The organism is Streptomyces viridochromogenes (assembly GCF_001270495.1).
Lineage (GTDB): Bacteria > Actinomycetota > Actinomycetes > Streptomycetales > Streptomycetaceae > Streptomyces > Streptomyces viridochromogenes_A.
Genome location: NZ_LGUR01000200.1, coordinates 106648 through 130266 on the forward strand (window position 1 = coordinate 106648; position 23619 = coordinate 130266).

Annotated in this window: 10 protein-coding genes and 1 pseudogene; 9 read left to right on the forward strand and 2 right to left on the reverse strand. The window is 74.2% G+C overall.

Features of this window, described 5'->3' with window-relative positions; genetic code table 11:
• Nucleotides 1-18 precede the first annotated feature (18 nt).
• The 8 genes and pseudogenes from ADK36_RS22905 to ADK36_RS22940 all read left to right on the forward strand — a co-directional run.
• Entirely contained in the window at nt 19-3594 is a 3576-nt protein-coding gene (locus ADK36_RS22905) for a non-ribosomal peptide synthetase (RefSeq protein ID WP_053198780.1), read from the forward strand.
• Complete coding sequence (locus ADK36_RS22910) at nt 3585-4655, forward strand: MupA/Atu3671 family FMN-dependent luciferase-like monooxygenase (protein WP_063776879.1); 1071 nt, start codon at nt 3585-3587, stop codon at nt 4653-4655. Before ADK36_RS22905 ends, ADK36_RS22910 begins: the two co-directional genes overlap by 10 nt.
• Nucleotides 4652-9367, forward strand: a complete 4716-nt coding sequence (locus ADK36_RS22915) for a non-ribosomal peptide synthetase (protein WP_159391183.1) — start codon at nt 4652-4654, stop codon at nt 9365-9367. Before ADK36_RS22910 ends, ADK36_RS22915 begins: the two co-directional genes overlap by 4 nt.
• Nucleotides 9367-13275 (forward strand): amino acid adenylation domain-containing protein, encoded by a 3909-nt coding sequence (locus tag ADK36_RS22920; protein ID WP_053198784.1) that lies wholly within the window; start codon nt 9367-9369, stop codon nt 13273-13275. Before ADK36_RS22915 ends, ADK36_RS22920 begins: the two co-directional genes overlap by 1 nt.
• Complete coding sequence (locus ADK36_RS22925; RefSeq protein WP_053198786.1) at nt 13259-16579, forward strand: non-ribosomal peptide synthetase; 3321 nt, start codon at nt 13259-13261, stop codon at nt 16577-16579. Before ADK36_RS22920 ends, ADK36_RS22925 begins: the two co-directional genes overlap by 17 nt.
• The gene (locus ADK36_RS22930; RefSeq protein WP_053198788.1) at nt 16576-18603 is read left to right on the forward strand and encodes a beta-ketoacyl synthase N-terminal-like domain-containing protein; all 2028 of its coding nucleotides are present in this window, start codon (nt 16576-16578) and stop codon (nt 18601-18603) included. Before ADK36_RS22925 ends, ADK36_RS22930 begins: the two co-directional genes overlap by 4 nt.
• A complete protein-coding gene (locus tag ADK36_RS22935; RefSeq protein ID WP_048582967.1) occupies nt 18600-19352 on the forward strand; it encodes a thioesterase II family protein in 753 nt (250 codons plus the stop codon). Before ADK36_RS22930 ends, ADK36_RS22935 begins: the two co-directional genes overlap by 4 nt.
• A gap of 129 nt (nt 19353-19481) precedes the next feature.
• Nucleotides 19482-20744 (forward strand): annotated as a pseudogene (locus tag ADK36_RS22940) (beta-ketoacyl-[acyl-carrier-protein] synthase family protein); the annotation flags it as partial.
• A gap of 64 nt (nt 20745-20808) precedes the next feature.
• Here the strand turns inward: ADK36_RS22940 and ADK36_RS22945 are convergent.
• The gene (locus ADK36_RS22945) at nt 20809-21864 is read right to left on the reverse strand and encodes a Ku protein (RefSeq protein ID WP_048582979.1); all 1056 of its coding nucleotides are present in this window, start codon (nt 21862-21864) and stop codon (nt 20809-20811) included.
• 71 nt (nt 21865-21935) lie between these two features.
• On the opposite strand from ADK36_RS22945, the gene ligD reads away from it, so the two are divergent.
• Nucleotides 21936-22817 (forward strand): non-homologous end-joining DNA ligase, encoded by an 882-nt coding sequence (ligD, locus tag ADK36_RS22950; protein ID WP_053198789.1) that lies wholly within the window; start codon nt 21936-21938, stop codon nt 22815-22817.
• Between the two features lie 185 nt (nt 22818-23002).
• Here the strand turns inward: ligD and ADK36_RS22955 are convergent.
• The coding region (locus tag ADK36_RS22955; protein ID WP_053198791.1) for a nuclease-related domain-containing protein at nt 23003-23619 on the reverse strand (617 nt) is incomplete at its 5' end.

The following is a 23619-nucleotide window of genomic DNA, read 5'->3' on the forward strand; positions in this document are numbered from 1 at the left end:
ATGGCGATGAGGGGGGCGTTGCACGGTGTACATGAACTCTTCGAGGAACAGGCTCGGCGGACACCCGCGGCGACCGCGCTGGTGTACGGCGACGAAAGGCTGAACTACGGCGAACTCGACGCCCGCGCGGACCGGTTCGCCGGGCTGCTGCGACGGCGCGGCGTGCGGCCGGGGGCCCTGGTGGGCGTCTACCTGGAGCGGTCCGCCGAGATGGTGGTCGCCCTGCTCGGCACGCTGAAGGCCGGGGCCGGCCATGTGATGCTCGACCCGGACTTTCCGGCGGAACGGCTGCGCGGGATGGCGGCCGACGCGGGCGTCACCGTGGTGGTGTCCCGGCGCGGCACCCGACAGCCCGTCGGCGAGGCCGAGTCGGTCGCGGTGGAGGACGCCGAGCGGGCCGAGCCGCTTCCGCGCGGCACGGTGCGGGTACGGCCCCAGGACCCGGCCTGCGTGATGTTCACCTCCGGCTCCACCGGCCGTCCCAAGGGCATCGTCGCCTCGCATGCCGCGATCACCGGGACGCTGACCGGGCAGGACTTCGCGTCCTTCGGGGCCGGTGCGGTGTGGCTGCAGAGCTCCCCGGTGTCCTGGGACGCGTTCGCGATGGAGCTGTGGGGCCCGCTGCTGGGCGGCGGCGTGTGCGTACTGCACCCGGGGCAGCGCCCCGACCCCGTGGTGATGGCCGACCTGCTGGACCGGCACGCCGTCACCTCCCTGTATCTCTCCGCGTCCCTCTTCGACGTGATCGTCGACGAGTACCCGCGGGCCCTGGCCGGGCTGCGCGAACTGATCGTCGGAGGCGAGCCGTTGTCGCCCGCGCACGCGGCCCGCGCCCTGGAGCGCCACCCCGCGCTGAGGCTGAGCAACGGCTACGGCCCGGTCGAGGGCATGGTCTTCCTGACCGTCCACCGGGTCACCGCGGAGGAGGTGCGGGACGGTGCTCCGGTGCCGATCGGCCGCCCGCTGGCCGGCAAACGGCTGCGGGTGCTCGACGAGCGGCTGCGGCCCGTCGCGGACGGCGAGACCGGTGAGCTGTACGCCGCCGGGGCGGGCGTCGCCCTCGGTTACTGCGGCCGTCCCGAGCTGACCGCCGAACGGTTCGTGGCCGACCCGGACGGGGCCGCCGGTGAGCGGATGTACCGCACCGGTGACCTGGTGCGGCGCCGGGTGGCGGACGGGGTGCTGGAGTATCTGGGACGGGCCGACGGCCAGGTCAAGATCCGCGGGTTCCGGGTGGAGCCCGGCGAGGTGGAGACAGTGCTGGCCCGCCATCCGGGTGTCGTCCGGGCCGCCGTCGTGGCCCGTCCCGACGCGGCGGGTGAGAAGCGACTGATCGCGTACGTCGTCCCCCGCGAGGGACGTCAACCGCGGCCTTCCGAGCGGGAGTTGCGCGAGCACGCCGCTCGTGTGCTGGCCGACTACCTGGTCCCGGCCGCCTTCGTGCTCCTGGACGCGCTGCCTCTCACCGCCAACGGCAAGCTGGACCGCGCCGCCCTGCCGGAGCCCGGGCCGATCACCGGCTCGCTGGCCTCGGCGGCGGCACGGCAGCCGTCCGGCCCGGTCGAAGAGGCGCTGTGCGGGCTCTTCTCCGAGGTACTGGGGGTGGCGTCGGTCGGTCCCGAGGACGACTTCTTCGCGCTCGGCGGCAACTCGCTGATGGTGGCGCGCCTGCTGGGGCGGATCCAGCTGACGCTGGGTGCCCGGGTCGGCGTACGGGCGCTGTTCGAGGGCCGGACACCGGCGGCGCTGGTGCCCCATGTGGCGGAGGCCGACACGGCGGACGGGGAGAACGCGGCGGCGAAGGGCGACCGGGCCGCGGTTCCCGCGCCTTCGCGGGGCGACGGCGCGCTGCCCCTCTCGTACGCCCAGCGCCGCCTCTGGTTCCTGGACCGGGTCGACGCGGGGACGGCGTACACCCTGCCGGTGCTGGTGCGGCTGCGCGGCGAGGTCGACGCGCGGGCGCTTCGGACCGCGCTCGGGGACGTGGCCGCCCGGCAGACGGCGCTGCGTACCGTCTTCGATGAGCGCGCCGGGGAGCCTGGGCAGCGGGTGCTGGACGGTGTCGAGGCGCGCCCTGGGCTACGGCAGGTCGAGGTCGATTCGGGTGAGCTGGCGCGAGCCGTCGCCGAAGCCGCCCGGCACCGCTTCGACCTGGCCGCCGAACTCCCTTTGCACGCCGTGCTGTTCGGCGTCCGGGACCGGCCGGGTGAGCACGCGCTGCTGCTCGTGCTGCACCACATCGCGGGCGACGGCTGGTCCCTGCCCCCGCTCTTCCGGGACCTGTCGCGTGCCTACGCCGCCCGGGTCGCCGGTTCCGATCCGGGACTGGCCCCGCTGCCCGTCCCGTACGCCGACTTCGCCCGCCGTCAGCAGGAGCGGCTCGGCTCGGCGGACGATCCGGGGTCCCTCGCGACCGCCCAACTCGCCTTCTGGCACAAGGCTTTGGCCGATCTCCCGGTCGGCGGCCCGCTGCTTCCCCGGCGCCCCGAGCGGCCCGCCGTACCGGGCCGGGAGGCCGCCACCGTCGTACGGCGGCTGGACGCGGCCGGGCACGCGCGGATCGTCGAGGTGGCGCGGGCGGAGGGGGCGACGCTGTTCATGGCGTTGCACGCAGCCCTCGCCGCCGTGCTGGTGCGGGCCGGAGCGGGTGAGGATCTCGCGGTCGGCTCGCCGATCGCGGGGCGGGGGCACGACGGCACGGTCGACGACGTCGTCGGGTTCTTCGTCAACATGCTGGTGCTGCGCACCGACGCGTCCGGCGATCCGACGGCCCGGCAGTTGCTCGCGCGTACCCGGGAGACGGCACTGGACGCCTTCGCCCACCAGGACGTGCCGTTCGAGGAGGTCGTGGGAGCCCTCAACCCGGTGCGGCCACCGGGGCGGCAGCCGTTCACCGAGGTGGTGCTGGCGTTGCAGAACAACGCCCGCGCCGAGGTGGACCTGCCCGGTGCCGCGTCCGGCGTGGAGCCGTTGCGGACCGGCACGGCGAGGTTCGAGCTGCTGGTCGACGTCACGGACGAGCACGGGCCGTCGGGCGCGCCGGACGGGATGACGCTGGTCTTCGAGTACCGGACGTCGTGTCTGGAGCCGGAGTTCGCGGAGTGGCTGGCGGACGCCGTCGTCGAGGCGCTGCGAGCGGCGGCCGCCGATCCGGACGTGCCGCTGTCCCGGCTTCCGCTGCCCGCACCGCCCCGGCGGGCGGACCCGGCCCTGGACGCGCTCCGCGCCCCCGCACCCCCCGCCGACAGCCCGGGGCCGGCCCCGGCTGACTCCGCCCTGCGCCGGGAGATCACCGCCGTCTGGTCCGACGTCCTCGGCGTCGAGGGCATCGCCCCGCACGACGACTTCTTCCAGCTCGGCGGCAACTCCCTGCGCGCGGTACGGGTCGCGGCCCGTCTGACCGGCGCCGGCCGCACGGTGACGGCCGCCCAGCTGTTCACCTCCCCCACGGTCGCCGCCCTCGCCGCCGAGCTGGAGCGGGCACCGGCCGAGGCGCCCGCCGCCGCGCCCATCGTGCGGCGGCCGCGCGTTCCCCGGCAGCCCGGCCCCGACGGCCGTACCGACACCAGCCAGAAGGAGGTGCCATGGACCTGAGCGTGATGTTCTTCGGCGCCGACACGCCCGCCGGCACCACGGCCGGGGGCGGCGCACCGCCGCACAGCCGGGCCTACGACGACATCCTCACCGTCGCCCGTACCGCGGACCGGCTCGGCTTCCACGCGATCTGGACGCCCGAGCGGCACTTCCAGCAGGTGGGGCAGGTGTTCCCCAGCCCGCCGGTGCTCAGCGCGGCGCTCGCCGTGGCCACCGAGCGGATCAACATCCGGGCGGGCAGCGTGATCCTGCCGCTGCACCATCCGCTGCGGATCGCGGAGGACTGGGCCGTCGTCGACAACCTGTCGCACGGCAGGATCGGGCTGTCGGCCGCGACCGGCTGGCACTCCGCCGACTTCGTCCTCGCCCCCGGCAACTACGAGGGCCGCCGCGAGCGGACCCTGCGGGACATCCCGCTGCTGCGCCGGCTGTGGGCGGGCGAGCCGGCCGAGTTCACCGACGGCACCGGCGCCCCGGTCACCGTCCTTCCGCAGCCCCGGCCCGTGCAGGACACCCTTCCCCTGTGGCTCACCAGCTCCGGCAACCCCGCGACCTGGGAGGCCGCCGGAAGCCTGCGCACCGGGGTCCTCGGGGCGACCGTCGGGCAGAGCCGGGAGGAGCTGGCCGAGCGGATCGCCCGCTATCGCGCGGCCTGCGCCGCCGCCCCCGACCAGGGCGGCACCGACGCGCACGGCCGGGTGACCCTGATGGCGCACACGTTCGTCGGCGCGGACGACGCGGAGGCGCGACGCCTGACCGCCGTACCGCTGAAGAGGTATCTGCGGTCGTACGTACGGCAGACCACGGCGAACCGCACGGCCGACCCGGCGACGGCGGAGCTGACGGCCGAACAGACCGCGATGCTCGCCGAGTTCGCCTTCCATCGCTATCTGACCTGGGGCAGTCTGCTCGGCTCGGCCGAGACCTGCCGGAAGATGCTCGCCGACCTGCGCGAACTGGGCTGCGACGAGGTCGCCTGCTTCGTGGACTTCGGGCTCGGCCGCGACGAGATGCTGGCCGGGCTGCACCGGCTGGCCGAGCTGCGGGAGGACGTGGCGTGACGGCGACAACGGGGGCGGCCGGAGCGTCGATGGCCGAGCGGTTCAGCGCGCTCAGCGGTGAACAGCGGGTACGGCTGATGCGGCGGCTGGTGGAGTCCGGGCAGGCGGGCCTGATCCCGGCGGTGGTGCCGCCGCGCGACGGGGACGGGCCGGTGCGGCTCAGCCCGGCGCAGGAGGACCTGTGGGTGTACGAGTCGCTGTATCCGGGCACCCCGGCGCTCAACCTGTGCTGCGCCTATCACTTCGACGAGACGGTCGAGCCGGTCGACCCGGACCGCCTGGAGACGGCGCTGACCCTGGTCCGGGGACACCACGACATCCTGCGCGCCCGCATCGGCGGCGAACCGGGCGCGCTCACCGTCACCTTCCCGCCGGAGGAGCGCTTCCGGCTGGAGCGGGAGGACCTGCGCGGCACCGGCACCACCATCGCCGAGGCCTTCGAGACCTTCCGGCGCCGCCCCTTCGACCTCGCCGGAGAACCCCTGATGCGGGCCCGGTTCGTCACGGTCGACGAGCGGCGGACCACGCTGATGCTGAGCCTGCACCACGTCATCGCCGACTGGTGGTCCTTCGACGTGCTCCAGGCCGAGTTCGCCGACGTCCACCGCGCGTTGCGCGCCGGTACGGCCCCGCCCTCGGCCCGCCCGCGTATCCAGTACGCCGACTTCGCCTCCTGGCAGGGCGAGTTGGCGGAGTCGGGGGTCTTCGAGGCGCGGCTGGACTTCTGGCGCCGCTATCTCGCCGAGCCCCCGGGGCCGCTCGCCGTGCCGGGCGCCGGGAACGGGCTCGCGGAGGGCATCGCGCAGATCCCGTTCAAGGTCGACGCCCCGACCGCGCAGGCGGTACGGGCACTGGCCCGGGAGCGCGGCGCCTCCGTCTACGTCGTCCTGATGGCCGCCTTCGCGGTCCTCGCGCACCGTCTCACCGGCGCCGACGACCTGGTGCTCGGCACCCCGACCGCCAACCGCGCCGCCAAGGGCCTGGAGCGGGTCATCGGGTACGTCATGAACGCCATCCCGACGCGCTGGCGGATTCGCCCCGGTGACTCCTTCGCCGACGTGCTCGGCCGGTTCGCCACGGACTTCCCCGAGCTGATGGCCAACTCCGACGTGCCCGTGGGCCGGATCGTGTCGGCGGTCGCGCCCGACCGCAGCGCCGGGCGCTCCCCGCTGTTCCAGTGGGTGTTCATGCACCTCACGCAGCAGCGCAGCGTGGCCGCGCTGCGGGAGTTCAGCGAGCCCGAGCGCATCCACACAGGTGGCGAGCACGACCTCGTCGGCATCGTCCGGGACGCCGACGACGGCACGATGGACGGCAGTTTCGAGATCCGTACGGCCCTCTTCGGCGCCGACACCGTACGGCACTGGACGGACGCCTACCTGGAGCTGCTGCGCCGCTTCACCGCCGACCCCGAGGTGCCGCTCGCCGAGGTCGGGCTCGTGCCGGAGGCCGGCCTGCGCCGCGTCGCTGAGCTCGCGTCCGGCGCCCCCGCGCCCGCGCCCCGCGCCCTGCCCGACCTGGTGGCCCGGCAGGCGGCCCGCACCCCCGGCGCGCCGGCGCTGGAGGCCGACGGCCTGCGGCTGACGTACGCCGAGCTGACCGACCGCGTGAACCGGCTGGCTGCTCGTCTGACCCGGCACGGGTCCGGGCCCGGCCGCATCGTGGCCCTCGCCCTGGGCCGCACGGCGGCCATGGTCCAGGCCCTGCTGGCGGTGCAGCGCACGGGCGCCGCCTACCTGCCGGTCGACCCGGACTATCCGCCGGAGCGCATCCGGACGGCGCTGGCGGACGCGGGGCCGGTGCTGGTGGTGGTCGGCGAGCCCGGGGCGCTGCCGGAGACGGCCGTCCCCACGCTCGTCCTCGATGACCGCGTCTTCGACGAACAGCCGCTGAACGCCGATGAGTTGGCCCCGTCGACTCCCGCCTACGTCATCCACACCTCGGGCTCCACCGGCCGCCCCAAGGGCGTCGTCGTCCCGCACACGGGCCTGACGGCCCTCGCGGACGGCCTCGTGGACGCCCTGGCGCTGGACGCGGACAGCCGGGTGCTCCAGCTGGCCTCGCCCGCGTTCGACATCTCCGTGGGCGAGCTGTGCATGGCCTTCGCGTCCGGCGGCACTCTCGTCGTACCGCCGGAGGGACCGTTGGTCGGGCAGGCACTCGCGGAGGTGCTGACCGGGCGGCGGATCAGCTGTGCGCTGCTGCCGCCGTCGGTACTGGCGACCGTCCCCGCCGGGGAGTACCCCGAGCTGCGGTCGCTGGCCTCGGGCGCCGAGGCGTGCCCGCCGGACCTGGTGGCCCGCTGGGCCGTCGGCGGGCGTCGCTTCCACAACGCGTACGGGCCGACCGAGTACACCGTCGGCGCCACCGCGTCCGCCCCGCTGACCGGTGACGGCACCGTCCCGCCCATCGGCTCCCCGCTGCCGGGCACGCGCGCGTACGTCCTCGACGGACGGCTGCGGCCGCTGCCGCCCGGGGTGTGCGGCGAGCTCTATCTGGCGGGGCCGGGAGTCGCGTACGGCTATCTGGGCCGGCCGGGGCAGACCGCCGAGCGGTTCGTCGCCGACCCGTACGGGGCGCCCGGCGACCGCATGTACCGCACCGGGGACCTGGCCCGGCGCCGGGACGACGGGCAGCTGGAGTACCTGGGCCGGTCCGACGACCAGGTGAAGATCCGCGGCCATCGCATCGAGCCGGGCGAGATCGCGGCGGTCCTCGCCGGGCATCCCTCGGTCGGGCGGGCGGTGGCCGTCGTCCGGGAGGACCGGCCGGGCAGGCCGCGGCTCGTCGCGTACGTCGTGGGGGACGGCGAGGAGGTCCCGGTCCCGGACGCGCTGCTGGCGTACGCCGCCGGGCGGTTGCCCGCCGCCATGGTGCCGTCCGACGTGGTGGTACTGGACGCGCTGCCGCTGGCGCCGAACGGCAAGCTGGACCGGGCGGCGCTGCCCGCGCCGGGCAACCGTCCGAGCGGCTCGGGGCGGATCCCGGAGGGGGCCCGCGAGGTCGCTCTGTGCGCCCTGTACGAAGAGGTGCTGGGCGTCGGACGGGTCGGTGCCGACGACGACTTCTTCCGGCTGGGCGGCGACAGCATCATGGCGATCCAGCTGGCGGGGCGGGCGTCGGGGGCGGGGCTCGGCATCACGCCGCGTGACGTCTTCACGGCTCGTACGCCGGCCGCGCTCGCGCTGACGGCCCGGGAGGCGACGGGTCACGGCACCGGTACCGGTGCCGGCGACGACGCCGGTACGGGGCGCTTCCCGCTCACGCCGGTCATGCACTGGTGGCGCGAACAGGACGGGGACGCGGCCGCGTTCACGCAGTCGATGGTGTTCCCGGTGCCGGGGGACGTGGACCCGGCGCGCGTCGCAGCGGCGGTGCGGGAGCTGGCGGAGCGGCACGGTGTGCTGCGGATGCGGCTGGTGGACGGGGAGCTGGAGGTTCCCGAGGCGGTCCCCGAAGTGGCCGTCGACCGCGTCGAGGTGCCCGTCGGAGCCGACCCCCGGGAGCTGGCCGAGGAGCTGGCGGCGTCGGTGCGGCTCGACCCGGAGCGGGGGGAGATGCTGCGGGCCACCTGGCTCGACGCGCCCTCCAGGCAGCCGGGGCTGCTGTTGCTGACGGTGCACCATCTGGCGGTGGACGGGGTGTCCTGGCGGCTGCTGGGTCCCGAGCTGGCGGCCGGGCTGGCCGGGGAGCGGCTGCCGGAGAACACGGGCACGTCCTTCGCCCGCTGGGCGCGGCTGCTGGCGCGGGAGGCGGCCCGGCCCGGACTGGCGGACGTGGAGTGCGCCTGGTGGGAGCGGATGCTGGCCGGCCCGGACGCACGGATCGCGGGCGGGCGGGGTGTCGGGGCACGCCGTGCCGTGCTCACCGTGGAGCTGACGCCCGAGGTCACCGAGGCGGCGCTGTCCGAGGTGACGGCGGCCTTCCACTGCGGCGCGGACGCGGTACTGCTGACGGCCATGGCCGCGGCGGCGGCCCGGCGGCGGGGCGCGGACCCCCGGGCCGGCACCGGACTGCTGGTCCACCTGGAGGGCCACGGTCGCGAGGCGCTGTCCGTGTCCGCCGACATCTCCCGCACGGTCGGCTGGTTCACCACCCAGTACCCGGTCCGGCTGGACGCGGGCGGTGCGCTCGGCCCGGACTTCTGGCAGCCGGCGCTGGGCGCGGCCGGTGAGGCGCTCAAGCAGATCAAGGAGCAGCTGCGCGCGGTCCCGTCGAGCGGTCTCGGCTGGGGACTGTTGCGCCATCTCAACCCGGACACGGCCCCGAAGCTGGCCGCGCTGCCCGTCCCGGACCTGCGCTTCAACTATCTGGGCCGGTTCTCCGGCGGCGACACGGCAGACGGCGAGCTGCTCGGCATGGCCGCGCAGGCACTGCCGCTCGGGCACGCGGTGGAGGTGGACGCGGTCGTGGTGGAGCAGGCCGGCGGGCGGCTAGGGCTGAGCGCCGGGTTCTCGTACGCGCGCGGGGTGCTCGGCGAGGAGGAGGTGCTGGAGCTGGCCCGGCTGTGGTCCGAGGCGATCGAGGTGCTGGTCGAGCACGCCCGTCGGGACGGCACGGGCGGCCACACCAGCTCCGACTTCCCGCTGGTCGACCTGTCGTCCGATCAACTCGCCCTGCTGGAGGGCGACTTGGAGTTCGGCCTGGACGACGAGGACTACGAGTACGACGAAGAGGACGAAGCCGACGCCTACCAACGGGGGGACGACTGATGGGCGGCCGTATCGCGGACGTGCTGCCGCTCTCCCCCGCCCAGGAGGGCCTGCTCTTCCATGCCCTGCGCGATCCCGAGCGACCCGACCCGTATCTGGTGCAGGCCCGGTTCCGGATCGCCCCCGGCATCACGGCCGAGGCGGTGCGGGCCGCGGTGGCCGGGCTGCTGGAGCGGCATCCGAATCTGCGGGCGTGCTTCCGGCACGAGAACGTCGACCGGCCGGTGCAGGTGATCCCGCGTGCGGCGAAGCCGCCCTGGAGGGAGATCGACCGCACCGGCCGCGCGCCGGACGAGACGGAGGCGGAGCTGGCCCGGCTCATGGCCGAGGACCGGGGCCGCCGCTTCGACCTGGCCCGGCCGCCGCTGGCGCGGGCCGTGCTGGTGCGGCACGACACGGGCGCCGACCTGGTGCTGACGATGCATCACATCCTGCTGGACGGCTGGTCGTTGCCGTTGCTGGCGCAGGACCTCCAGGCGCTGGCCGGGGGCGCCGAGATGCCGCCCGCCGTGCCCTTCAAGCAGTTCCTGATCTGGCTGAACGGCCAGGACCAGGCCCGCGCGAAGGCCGCCTGGCGGGAGGCGCTGGACGGCCTGACGCCGCCGGCCCTGCTGTCCCCCGTCGGACCGGACGGACCTGAGGACACGGTCGACATCGAGCTGACCCCCGAGCTGACGGGGGCGATCGCCCGGCGGGCGGCGGACGCCGGGGTCACCGTCAACACCGTGGCGCAAACGGCGTGGGCCCTGGTGCTGGCCCGGATGACCGGTGCCGAGGACCTCGTGTTCGGTGCGGTCGTCTCCGGGCGGCCGCATGATCTGCCCGCCGTCGAGCGCATGGTGGGGCTGTTCATCAACACGCTGCCCGTGCGGATCGCGCTGCGTCCCGAAGAGCGCGTCGACGAGCTGCTGGCCCGCGTCCAGGACGAGCAGCTGCGGCTGGCGCCGTATCACCATGTACGGCTGTCGGAGGTGCAGCGGGCCGCCGGGGTGGGCGAACTCTTCGACACGGTCCTGGCGTTCGAGAACTTCCCCCGCGCCGAAGGGCCCGCCTCCACCGTGGAGCTGGTCGAGACGCGGGACGCGACGCACTACCCGGTGACGGTCGCCGTCGTCGCCGGGGAGCGGATGCTGTTGCGTGTCAGCTGCCGCCGGGGCATCTCCGCGGCCACCGTCGGCGCCCGCCTGGCGCACGCCCTCGACGCGCTGGCCCGCGCGCACGAGACGCCCGCCGCCCGGCTCGACGTCCTCCCTCCGCAGGAACGGCGGCGGTTGCTCGCCCTGGCCGAGGGGCCGGTGCGGGCGGAGAGGGTGGTGCGTTCAGGGCGTCCGGGGCGCGGGGCGTCGAGCATCCCCGGGCGCTTCGCCGAGCAGGTGGCCCGTACGCCCGACGCGCCGGCCGTCGAGTCCGACGGCGAGGTGCTGACGTACGGCGATCTCGACTCCGCGTCCGACGGGCTGGCGGGGCGGCTGTGGGAGGCGGGGGTGCGGCCCGGCGACACCGTCGCGCTGCCGCTGGCCCGGTCCGTGGCCATGGTCGTCGCCCAGCTGGCGGTGCTGAAGACGGGCGCCTGCTGTCTGCCCCTGGATCCGGGGGCTCCGGCGGGGCGGCTGGCGACGCTGGTGGGGGCGGCGGGGGCCCGCGTGGCGGTTACGGCCGAACCCGTGCAGCTCCCGTCCGGGGTACGGGTGTTGGACGCGAGCGGAACGGACATCGCTGCGCCGCCCATGACGGCCACGCACCCCGAATCCCCCGCCTACGTGATGTACACCTCCGGCTCGACGGGCGAACCCAAGGGCATCGTCACCCCGCACCGAGCCGTCGCCGAACTCGCCGCCGACACCCGCTTCACGGGCGGCACCCACGAGCGGGTCCTCCTGCACAGCCCGCACACCTTCGACGCCGCCACCTACGAGACCTGGGTGCCCCTGCTGAACGGCGGCACGGTCGTGGTCGCCCCGCCCGGCCCGGTCACCCCCGACCTGCTGAAGCGGCTGCTGCCCGAGGCGCGCGTCACCGCCCTGTGGCTGACCGCCGAACTCCTGCGTACCGTCGCCGAGATCGCACCCGAGGTACTCGGGACCGTGCGCGAGGTGTGGGCGGGCGGAGACGTCCTCGCGCCCGGGGCGGTGCGGCGGGTGCGCGAGCACTGCCCCGGCACGTGGGTCGTCAACGGCTACGGCCCCACCGAGACGACGGTGTTCGCCACCGCCCACCCGGTGACGGAGGAGGTCGGCGCGTCCGTACCCATCGGGCGGCCCCTCGACCACACCCGGGCCTACGTCCTCGATCACCTGCTGCGTCCGGTACCGGACGCAACGGTGGGCGAGCTGTACGTCGCCGGCACCGGACTCGCCCACGGATACCTCAACCGTCCGGGGCAGACCGCCGAGCGTTTCGTCGCCGACCCGTACGGGCCGCCCGGCGCCCGGATGTACCGCACGGGCGATCTGGTGCGCCGGACGGCCGACGGAGCACTGGAGTTCGCCGGGCGCACGGACGACCAGCTGAAGGTGCGCGGCGTCCGGATCGAACCGGCGGAGGTGGAGGCGACGCTGACCGGCAGCCCAGGAGTGGTGCGCGCGGTGGTCGGCGCGGCCGCGGATCCGGCCGGGGGCAAGCGCCTGGTCGCCCACCTGGTCCTGGAGGACGGTGTCACGCCGGCCGCTGTACGGGAACACGCGGCCCGGATCCTCCCCGCGCATCTGCTGCCCTCCCTGTGGTCCCGCATCGACGCCGTCCCCCTCACCGCGCACGGCAAGGTCGACCGGGCGGCACTGCCGGACCCGGCGCCGGTCAGCCCACCGTCGCGGGCGCCGCGCACCGGGCTGGAACGCGACCTGTGCCGGCTGTTCGGCGAGGTGCTGGACGTACCGGCGGACCCGGACACGGACTTCTTCTCGGCCGGCGGCCACTCCCTGCTCGCCCTGCGTCTGACCTCCCGCATCAAGGCCGAGCTGGGGTTCCGGGTTCCCGTCCCGCGCCTCTTCGAGGCGTCGCGGCCCGCCGCGCTCGCCGACTGGCTGAACGGTCCGGGACCGGACGCGGTCGACGACAGCCTCGCCCCGCTCCTCACCCTGCGTGCGGGCAGCGCGGACCGGACCCCGCTGGTCTGCGTGCACCCGGGGTCCGGCTTCGGCTGGTGGTACCGCGGACTCGTCCCGCAGCTCGGTCCGGACCGCCCGGTGTACGTCCTCCAGACGCCGGCCCTGAGCACCGGTGTCCCTCAACTGGCCGAAACCATCGCAGAGTTGGCGAAGCCGTACGTCGAGCGGATCCGGGCCGCCCAGCCGCACGGCCCGTATCTGCTGGTCGGCTGGTCCTTCGGCGGGCCGCTCGCCTACGAGATCGCGGTGGCGCTGCGCCGGGCCGGCGAGGAGGTGGCGCTGCTGGGTGTGGTGGACACCATGCCCAAGCCTCCCGAAATCGCCCGGATCCCGCTGGACCCGGCGGTCGTGGAGGCGAAGGTGCTGAGCATGCTGCTGCGCATCACGGCACCCGGCGCGCCCGTGCCGACGACCCGGGCGGAGACGTTCGCGCTGGCCCGGCACGACGAGAGCCTGATCGCCGGGTTCGACGACGCGCGGACGCACGCGCTGGTGGACACGATGGCCCACCACATCCGGCTGCACCGTGCGTGGAGTCCTCCGCCGTACGACGGACGCGTGACCCTCTTCTCCGCGACCGAGGACCCCGAGGGCGTCACGACGGCGGAGAAGACCGCGGGCTGGCTGCGCGGCGCCGCCGGAGTCGACGCCCACGAACTGCCGGGCACGCACTACGACGTCTTCAAACCGCCCCAGGCGGCACGGATCGCGGCGGTCGTCGAGAAGGCGGACCGGAACGCGACGCACGAGGCGACACGGAACGGCACACAGGGGGAGCGAACCGTTGGACACCGAGACTGAATCCGAGGGCACCACCGGCGCGGGGGCCGGGCGACACGAGGAGTACGAGTTCCCGACCTCGGACGCGCAGGCCCGGCTGCTCGTCCTGGACCACATGGACCCGGGCAGCGCGACGTACCACGTACCGGCGGCCTTCGCCGTGCGCGGGCCGTTCGACCCGGCCGCGTTCGGGCGTGCCCTCGACGCGCTCGTCGCCCGGCACGAGTCGCTGCGCACGGTCTTCCGCACCGGCCCCGACGGGGTGCCTCTCCAGATCGTGTCCGCCGCCGGGCACGTCGAGCCGCGCGTGGAGCGGGACGTGCCCGTGGCCGAGGTGGCCGCCCGGATGCGCGCGGCGGCCGCCCGCCCCTTCGACGTGACGGCGGGCCCGCTGCTGCGCTGCACGCTGTACGCCGTGGCCGACGGCAGCCACCGCATCCTGCTCGTCGCCCACCATCTGGTCTGCGACGGCTGGTCGCTGGGCGTGCTGCTGCGCGAGCTGTCGGCCGGGTACGAGAACGAGCTCAAGGGCCTGCGCCACACCCAGCCCGAACTCGCCCTGCAGTTCCCGGACTTCGCGGCCTGGCAGCGGGAGCGGCAGACGAACGGCGAGTACACCGGCTCGGTCGCCTACTGGGCCGAGCGGCTGCGGGGCGCGCCCGAGACGGTCGCGCTGCCGCTGGACCGGCCGCGCGGGGCGGTCCGTACGGCGGCGGGCGGTACCGGGCGGTTCACGCTGCCGGCCCGGGTCCGCGACCGGATCGCCGAGACGGCCCGGGCGCGCGGCGGTACGCCGTTCATGGCGGTGTTCGCCGCCTACGCAGCGTTCGTGAGCCGGCTGTCGGGCGCCGAGGACCTGGTGATCGGCTTTCCCGTCTCCGGCCGGGACCGCCCGGAACTCCAGGACATGGTCGGCATGCTGACCAACACCCTGGCCCTGCGGATCGACCTCTCCGGCGACCCGTCGTACCACGACCTCATCACCCGCCTGCGCACCGCGCTCCTGGACTCCCAGCCGTACCAGGACGCCCCCTTCGAGGCGGTCGTGAACGCGGTCGCCCCGGCCCGTGAGATCAGCCACGACCCCGTCGTCCAGGTCGTCTTCGGCTACGACGACGACACCGAGCTGACGCTGAGACTGGCCGGCGCCGAGACCGAACGGGTCCATGTGGACCTGGGCACCGCGAAGTTCGACTTCCACCTCCAGGTGGAGCGGTGGGGGGACGATCTCGCCGCGTATCTGATCTACCGCAGCGCGCTGTTCGAGGCGGAGACGGTACGGCGGTGGGTGCGGTGCTTCGAGACGCTGCTGGGGGGTCTGCTGGACGCGCCGGACGCCCCACTGTCGACGGTCGAGATGCTCGCGGAGGACGAGCGGGCCGAGCTGCTCACGCCGGGCACTGCAACGCCCTTCAGGGGCGCGGGCCGTTTCGATATCGGGCTCCGCCGCGTGGGCGCGACCAGCCACGACGAACCCGCAGCCGCCAGTCAGCACACCGCGGCACCCTCAGAGGCGCACCTGGTCCCCAACCTCGTGGCAGCCCAAGCCGCCGCCCGGCCGGAGGCCACCGCCCTGGTCTGCGGCGGCCTACGGCTCACCTACCGCGACCTCCTGACCCGTGCCGACCACCTCGCATCCCGCCTCCAGGCGCACGGCGTACGCCGAGGCGACCGCGTCGGCCTGCTGCTCCCCCGCGGCGCCGACATGGGCATCGCCGCCCTCGCGGTGCTGCGCGCGGGCGCCGCATACGTACCGCTGGACCCGGCGCACCCCGCGGCCCGCCTCGCCTACATGGTCACCAACTCGGGCACGTCCCTGCTGCTGACGGCCGAGGAGACCACGGGCCTGACGGCGACGGACGTCCCGGAGCTGCGCGTGGACGAGGCCACGGAGGCGGCACCCGCGTTCACCCCCGTGACGTGCGCCCCCGGCGACCTCGCCTACGTCCTCTACACCTCCGGCTCCACCGGCGTCCCCAAGGGCGTCGCCGTCGAGCACCGCGCCCTGCTCAACCTCGCCGTGCACGTCCGCCCCGTGTTCCCGGTGACCGAGACGGACCGCGTCCTGCAGTTCGTGTCGTTCGGCTTCGACGTGGCCGTGTCCGACCTGTTCTTCCCCTGGGTCGCGGGCGCGGAGCTGCACATCGCGCGGGAGGACGAGCGCCTCGGCGAGGCGCTCCAGGCACGGCTGCGGGACTCGCGGATCACCTACGTCTTCCTGCCGCCGTCGGCCGCGATGACGCTGCCCCGCACCCCGGGCGCCCTGCCCGAGCTGCGCACGCTCGCGGTCGGCGGTGAGGCGTGCCCGGCCGAGCTGGTCGAGCGGCTCGGCGAGGAGGGCCGCCGGATCGTCAACGCGTACGGCCCCAGCGAGGCCACCGTGTACTCGACCACGGCCGATCTGCGCCCGGGCGAGCCGGTGGTGATCGGCCACCCCGTGCCGGGTACCCGCGCCTACGTCCTGGACCGGCGTCTGCGCCCGGTCCCGGTCGGCGTGACCGGCGAGCTCTACGTCGCCGGCGCCTCCCTGGCCCGCGGCTACTTCGGCCAGCCGGGCATGACCGCCGAGCGCTTCGTCGCCGACCCGTACGGCCCGCCCGGCAGCCGGATGTACCGCACCGGGGACCTGTGCCGCATCGACGCGCGCGGCGTGCTGCACTACCTCGGGCGCGGTGACTCGCAGGTGAAGCTGCGCGGCTACCGGATCGAACTCGGGGAGATCGAGGCGCTGCTGGCGGGCCATCCCGACGTCACGATGGCCGCCGCGGCGGTGCGCGGCGAGGGGGCGGAGCAGCAGCTGGTGGGGTACCTCGTCACCACCTCCGAGGTCCCGGACGGGGTGCTGCGCGCCCACCTGGGCGGGCGGCTCCCCGGCTACATGGTCCCGGAGGTCTTCGTGCGCCTGCCGGAACTGCCCCTGAACCGCTCGGGCAAGATCGACCGGTCCCGCCTCCCGGAACCCCCTTCCTCCCGGCCCGAGTTGAGCCAGTCATACGCCGCCCCGGGCAGCGAGGCCGAGCGGCGGGTGGCCCGGGTCTGGCAGCAGGTGCTGACCCTGGACCGGGTCGGCGTCCACGACAACTTCTTCGACCTGGGCGGGAATTCGGTACGGCTGCTGGCCGTGCTCGCCGGGCTCCAGGACCACCCGGAGTACCGGGACCTCACCCTGATCGACCTGTTCCGGCATCCGACGGTCGCCGCCGTGGCGGCCCATCTCGACCGTACGGCCGAGCCCGCCGCACCCCACGAGGAGGCGGCGAGGCGTGGCACCGACCGCCGGGCGGCCCTGCACAAGCTCCGTTCCAGGAAAGGCACGACGCGATGACGACCGACGAAGCAGCACCGCACGACCTGGAGTCCGCGGTGGCCGTCGTGGGGATGAGCGGGCGCTTCCCCGGCGCCCCCGACCTCGACACGTACTGGGCCAACCTGCGCGACGGGGTCTGCTCCCTCTCCGCCTTCACCGAGAAGGAGCTGCTGGCCGACGGGGCGGACCCGGCGGAGCTGCGCCATCCCGCGTACGTCGCCGCCCAGGGCCTGCTGGCGGACGCGGACCGCTTCGAGGCGGACCTCTTCGGCTTCAGCCGCGCCGAGGCGGCGGCACTGGACCCGCAGCACCGCGTCCTGCTGGAGACCGCCTGGTCCGCCCTGGAGGACGCGGGGTACGCCCCGCTCGACGCTCCGTCCCGCACCGGCGTCTACGTGGGCGGCAGCCCGACCGAGCACGCCCTGGCCGCCGGCACCGACCCGGCGCTCGCGGCGTCGATCGGCGCCCTCCAGGTCCGGATCCTCACCGACCGCGAGTTCCTGGCGCCGTGGATCTCCTACCGCCTGGGCCTGGACGGCCCGAGCATGACGGTCCAGACGGCCTGCTCCACCTCCCTCACGGCCGTCCATCTCGCCGTACAGTCCCTGCTCCTCGGCGAGTGCGACGCGGCACTCGCGGGCGGCGTGGCCATCGGCAGCGTGCGCAGGCAGGGCTACGTCCACTACCAGGGCGGGATCTTCTCCCCCGACGGCCGCTGTCGCCCCTTCGACGAGAAGGCGGCCGGCACGGTACCGGGCAGTGGGGTGGGCGTACTGGTCCTGCGCCGGCTGGAGGACGCGCTGGCCGACGGTGACCCGGTGCGCGCGGTGATCCGGGGCACGGCGGTCACCAACGACGGTTCCGGCAAGGTCGGTTTCACCGCTCCGGGGGTGGACCAGCAGACGGCCGCGATCACGGAGGCGTGGGCGGCGGCGGGGCTGGAGCCGTCGGCGGCGCAGTACGTGGAGGCGCACGGGACCGGGACCGAGCTGGGGGACCGGATCGAGCTGGAGGCGGCGGGCACGGCCTTCGGTCCCCGTGCGGACACCGGAATCGCTCTTGGCTCGGTGAAGTCGAACATCGGGCACGCGGACGCGGCGGCCGGGGCGGCGTCGCTGATCAAGACGATCCTGATGCTGGAGCACCGGACACTGGCCCCGACGGTGGACGTCACGAGCCCGCTGGCCGCCCTCCAGGACTCACCCCTGCGGCTGGTGACAAAGGCGCGGGAGTGGCCGGACAGGCCGGGCCTGCCCAGGCTGGCGGGCGTGACGTCGGTGGGTATCGGCGGCACGAATGTGCACGTGGTCGTGCAGGAGGCCGCGGAGCGCCGGTCACGCCCGAGTGCCGCACCCGGCCCGGTCGTCCTGCCGCTGTCGGCCCGCACGGCGCCCCAACTCAGGCTCGCCGCCGACCGGTTGGCGAGGCGCCTGCGCGAGGCGGACGACGCCCTGCGCCTGACCGATGTCGCGCACACCCTCCGCACGGGCAGGGTCGGGATGCCCCTGCGTGGGTATGTCGTGGCCGCCGACGCGCGGGAGGCGTCGGACAAGCTCGCGGCGCTGGCCGAGGGCCACCGCGGCACCGCGACCGACCCCCTGGGCGAGGCGTGGCTGAGGGGCGAGGAAGTGAGCTGGCCGGCCCTCGGCGGCGACGTACGGCGGGTGTCCCTCCCGACGTACCCGTTCGCGGGTGAGAGCTACGGCGCGCTGACCCTGCGAAGGGCCCCGGCACAGGAGCCGCACGAGCCGGAGCAGAGCGGACTCGAAGCGCAGGTTGCCGAGTTGGTGATCGAGGCGCTGGATCTCACCGGTGCCGCCGATCTGACGCAGACGTACTTCGAGGCGGGCGGTGACTCGCTGACCGCCGTTCACCTCGCCGGAAGGCTCCGTGACGAGCTGGGCATCGACGTGCCGATCCAGCTCTTCCTCGAACCGATCACACTGGAGGACATGACGCACCGCATCGTCGACATGAAACAGAACGGCCACGCCGACGGCGCCCTGGACGCGCTCCTCGCCGAGTTCGAGGCGGAGTCATGACCGTGCCGGACAGCCGGACCCGATGGCTCCGGGGCGTGCGCGCGCCCGGCGCGAAGGCCCGTCTGGTGTGCTTTCCGCACGCGGGCGGCGGGGCGGTCTCCTTCCACGACTGGGCCACGCTGACGCCACCGGAGATCGAGGTCGTGTCGGTGCAGTACCCCGGCCGCCAGGACCGCCTGGCCGAACCGTGCGCGACCACGATGGAGGAGCTGGCGGACGCGATCACGACGGCTCTGCTGCACGAACTGGCCGACGACCTGCCGTTGGCCCTCTTCGGCCACAGCATGGGGTCGGCGGTGGCGTACGAGGTGGCCCGCCGGCTGGAGGGCGTCCCCGGCCGTACCCTCACCCGCCTGATCGTCTCGGGCCGGCCCAGACCCCGCGTCCCGCACGAGCAGCCGCCCTGCCCGGCCCCGACCGACAGCGAGATCCTGGACCGCGTCCGCATCCTGGATCCCGACGGCGCCGACGTCTACGACCATCCCGATCTGCGTCCCCTGATCATGCCGTCGCTGCGCGCGGACTTCGGTCTGCTGGCGGCTTACCGCCCGACCCGCCTGCACCGGCTGGGAGTTCCGGTCACGGCCTGCGGAGGCGATCGCGATCCCGCGTGCGCGGTGGCGGACCTCTCGTCGTGGTCGGACGTCACGACGGAAGGGCTGGATGTCCGGGTCTTCGAGGGGAACCACTTCTATCTCAACCCGTGGAAGCGGGAGTTGGTCGGGTTCATCGCCTCGCATCTGGTGTGAGACACCTGGTGTGAGACATCTGGCGTGAGACACCTGGTGTGAGCATGTGCACGCCATGAAAAAGCTGGGCATGTTTTCCTTTCAACAACCAGAGGGGACATGCAGATGAGCGTGGCCGCCGCGTCCCAGCCCCGCAGGGTCGTCGTCACCGGACTCGGGGCGGTCACGCCGCTGGGCGTCGGGGTCGGGGAGTTGTGGCACGGACTGCTCGACGGACGGCACGGGATAAGAGAGCTGGAGGGGGAGGAGTTCGCCGGGCTGCCCGTGCGGGTCGCCGGGGTCGTCCCCGTGGACCCCGGCGAACTGCTGCCCCGGCCGGTGGCCCGGCGGATGAACCGGGCCGCCCGGTTCGGGGTGCTGGCCGCCCGGGAGGCGTGGGCCGACGCCGGGTTCACCGAGGGCGGCACGCGGGAGAGCGGGGTCGATCCGGAGCGGGTCGGGGTGAGTCTGGGCGCCATCCTCGGAGACGCGTCCGTACTGGTGGGCGGGGACCGGGCGTTGCGGGAGCGGGGGCCGCGGGCCGTCTCGCCGCTGACCACGCCGATGACCGTGCCCTCGCAGGCCGCCTCCCAGGTCTCGCTCGACCTGCACATCACCGGCGAGGCCAGGACCGTGACGAGCGCCTGCGCGTCGGGGACGGAGGCCATAGGGCAGGCGATCGACCGCATACGGTACGGGCAGATCGACATCGCTCTCGCGGGCGGCGCCGAAGCCGTCGTCACGCCGGCGATCATGGCGTCCTTCGCGGCGATGCGGGCCCTGGCCGACGGGGAACCCTCGAACGACTCCCCCTCCCGGCCCTTCGCCAAGGACCGGAGCGGGTTCGTCAACGGCGAGGGCGCCGGGATCCTCGTACTGGAGGCCGAGGAGCACGCGCGAGCCCGTGGCGCCCGGATCTACTGCGAGGCCGCGGGCTGGGGCCTCTCCGCCGACGCCCACCACATGGCCGCGCCCGACCCGTCCGGCACCGGCGTCGCACTCGCCCTGCGGCGGGCGCTGCGGGACGCCGGGGGCGAGGTCGGGGACATCGTCCATGTGAACGCCCATGCCACGGCGACGATCGAGGGCGACCTCGCGGAGGCGGGCGCGCTGCGGGCGGTGCTCGGCCGACGGAAGGTCCCCGTCACGGCGCTCAAGGGGCACCTGGGGCATCTACAGGGGGCCGCGGGCGGGGTGGAGGCCGTGGCCGCCGTACTGACGCTGCATCACGGGGTGGTGCCGCCGACCGTGGGGGCCGGGGAGGACGACGACGCGATCGACCTGGATGTGGTGAGGGGGGCACCGCGCGCGTTGCCGGAGGACGGGGACCTGGTGCTCAGCAACTCGTTCGGGTTCGGGGGCCACAACGCGGTGTTGGCGTTGCGGCGGACGGCGGACGGCGCTGACCGATAAGGAGAGGCGCGGTGCGGTGAGCCGGGGCGAGGTGCGATGAGCGGTCACGCGTGACGGTGCCGGGTCACGCCGAGCGCTTGCGGGCCGTGGTCTTTTTGGCCGTCGTCTTCTTCGCCGTGCTCTTGGCGGTGCTTTTCGCCGTGCTCTTCGCGGTGCTCTTCGCCGCCGTCTTCTTCGCTCCCTGCGCCGTCTTCGCCGTCGACTTCTTCGCGGACGCCGTCTTCTTCGCCGCCGTCTTCTTCGTCGCGGTCGACTTCTTGCCGGACGTCTGCTTCGGTGCCGCTCGGGACGTCTTGCGCTGGGGCAGGCGCCGGACCTCCGCCGCCTCCTCCTCCGGCTCCTCGCCGCGCGACTCCTTCGCCGCCCGCACGCTCTTCTCCAGGGCCGCCATCAGGTCGAGGACCTTGCCGGACTTCGCCGGTTCGGGTGCCTCCGGCGGGGCCTCGCCGGCCGCCTTCGCGGCGACGACCTCCTCCAGGGCCTCGCGGTACGCGTCGTGCAGCTCGTCGATTTCGATCTCGCCGAGGGTGTCCATCAGGGCGTCCGCGAGGTCCAGCTCCTTGTCGTTCACCGTGACGTGCGTGTCCGGGGCGACGCCCTCGGGTGCCCGGACCTCGTCCGGCCACAGCAGCCCGTGCATGGCGATGGCGTCCTCGACCACCCGCAGCATGCCCAGACGCTCACGGCCACGCAGGGCGTACTTCGCGATCGCCACCTTCTGGCTCCGCTTGAGCGCCTCCCGCAGCAACGTGTACGGCTTGGCCGCGGGCGCCCCGCCCGCCGCGAGGTAGTACGCGCTGTCCATCTGGAGCGGGTCGATGCGGTCGGCCGGCACGAAGGCCACGATCTCGATCGTCTTCGCGGTCGGGAGCGGCAGGTTGGACAGGTCGTCGTCCGTGATCGGGATGATCGTGCCGTCCGCGTCCTCGTAACCCTTGCCGATCTCGGCCTGGGTGACCTCACGGTCCTCCAGCTCGCAGACCTTGCGGTAGCGAATACGGCCGCCGTCCTCCGTATGGATCTGACGGAAGGAGATCGAGCGGTTCTCCGTGGCGTTCACGAGCTTGATCGGGATGCTGACCAGGCCGAACGAGATGGCGCCGTTCCAGATGGATCGCACGTGCAGCACCCTTTCGATCGCTGTGCCAGGCTTACCCGGACATCCACCGTATTTTCTGGAATTCTCATGGTATGACGCCGATCACAGAGGTGGAGGGGCGACGGGTCGCGCTCAGCAATCTGGAGAAGGTGCTGTATCCGGCGACCGGCTTCACCAAGGGCGAGTTGCTGCACTACTACGCCACCACGGCCGAATTCCTGCTGCCGCATCTGCGGGATCGGCCCGTGTCCTTCCTGCGGTACCCGGACGGCCCGGACGGCCAGGTGTTCTTCACCAAGAACGTCCCGCCGGGCACCCCCGACTGGGTCACCACGGCCGAGGTCCCCCGGGTGGAGGGGCCGGCCCGCATGGTGTTCGTGCAGGATCTCGCGAGCCTGATGTGGGCCGCGAACCTCGTCACCGAGTTCCATACGCCCCAGTGGGTGATCGAGGCGCCCGGCGAGGCCGACCGGCTGGTCTTCGACCTCGACCCCGGATCGCCCGCCACCGTGGTCGAGTGCTGCGACGTCGCCCTCTGGCTGCGGGAACGGCTGGCCGCCGACGGCATCGAGGCGTACGCCAAGACCTCCGGCTCGAAGGGGCTCCATCTCGCCGCGGCCATCCGGCCCGCCCCTTCCGAACAGGCCACCGAGTACGCCAAGGAACTCGCCGTGGAGGCCGAGAAGGCCCTGCCCCGGCTCGCGATCCACCGGATGACCAAGAGCCTGCGGCCCGGCAAGGTCTTCGTCGACTGGAGCCAGAACGCCGCCCGCAAGACGACGGCCACGCCCTACACCCTGCGTGCCCGTCGCGAGCCCGCGGTCTCCGCGCCGGTCACCTGGGAGGAGGTGGCGGACTGCCGCTCCCCGACCGCCCTCACCGTCCTCGCCCCGGATCTGGCTCCGCGCCTCCAGGACTTCGGCGACTTGCTGGCTCCGCTGCTCGACGGTGACGGTGCGGGGTCGCTGCCGTAGATTCTCCTCGCCCCCGCCGCTCCTACCCGCCCCATCCTCCTGGAGCTCCGCCCCAGACCCCGCTCCTCAAACGCCGGAGAGGCTGGATCTACCCGTCCGGCGTTCGAGGACGAGGCCGCTTCAGGGCCGAAGCGGGAGGGCTGGGGGCGGCAGCCCCCTGGGGGCGGTTGACCGAGCCGCGTCCTTCAGCCTGCGGCGGCCCACACCCCCCGGTCCCGCGCCATCGCGTGCAGGGCCTCCACATCCGCCGGCTTCAGTACCCCGCCCAGCCGAGCCAGCCCCTCCACCTCCGTGTCCCTGAGGACCCTGACCTCCCGAAGCGGCTGGTTGACGGTCACGTCCGCCGGGGCGACCAGGGCGAGGACCGGGTGGACCTCGGCGGTCAGGGCGTAGGAGGCGCGGTCGGCGTCGGCGCGGACGCGGCGGAGCAGGGGGTGCGACTCGCGGCGGCCGAGGGAGACCACCGGGTCGGTGACGGTCACCTTCTGCTTACGGGCGTACAGGGTGTGCAGCGCGAACAGCCCGCCGGGCCCGATCACCAGATGGTGGATCCGGTCGCCGCCGGGCAGCGGCACGGAGTGCAGCGCGTGCCAGCCCGCGCCGTCCAGCCGGTCCAGGGCGTCCCCGACCGTCTGCTCCGCCGTCAGCGCCCGGCGCCGCGGGTCGGCGCGCAGCCGGTGGGAGGGCCCCGGGTCCCGGTCGAGGGAGACCAGGAGCGCCTCGCCGGGACGGTTGGGCGCGAGGTCGTCGTCCGGGTGCAGGTTCAGCCGGGCCAGCTCGGCGGGGGTGGGGACCGGGGGCG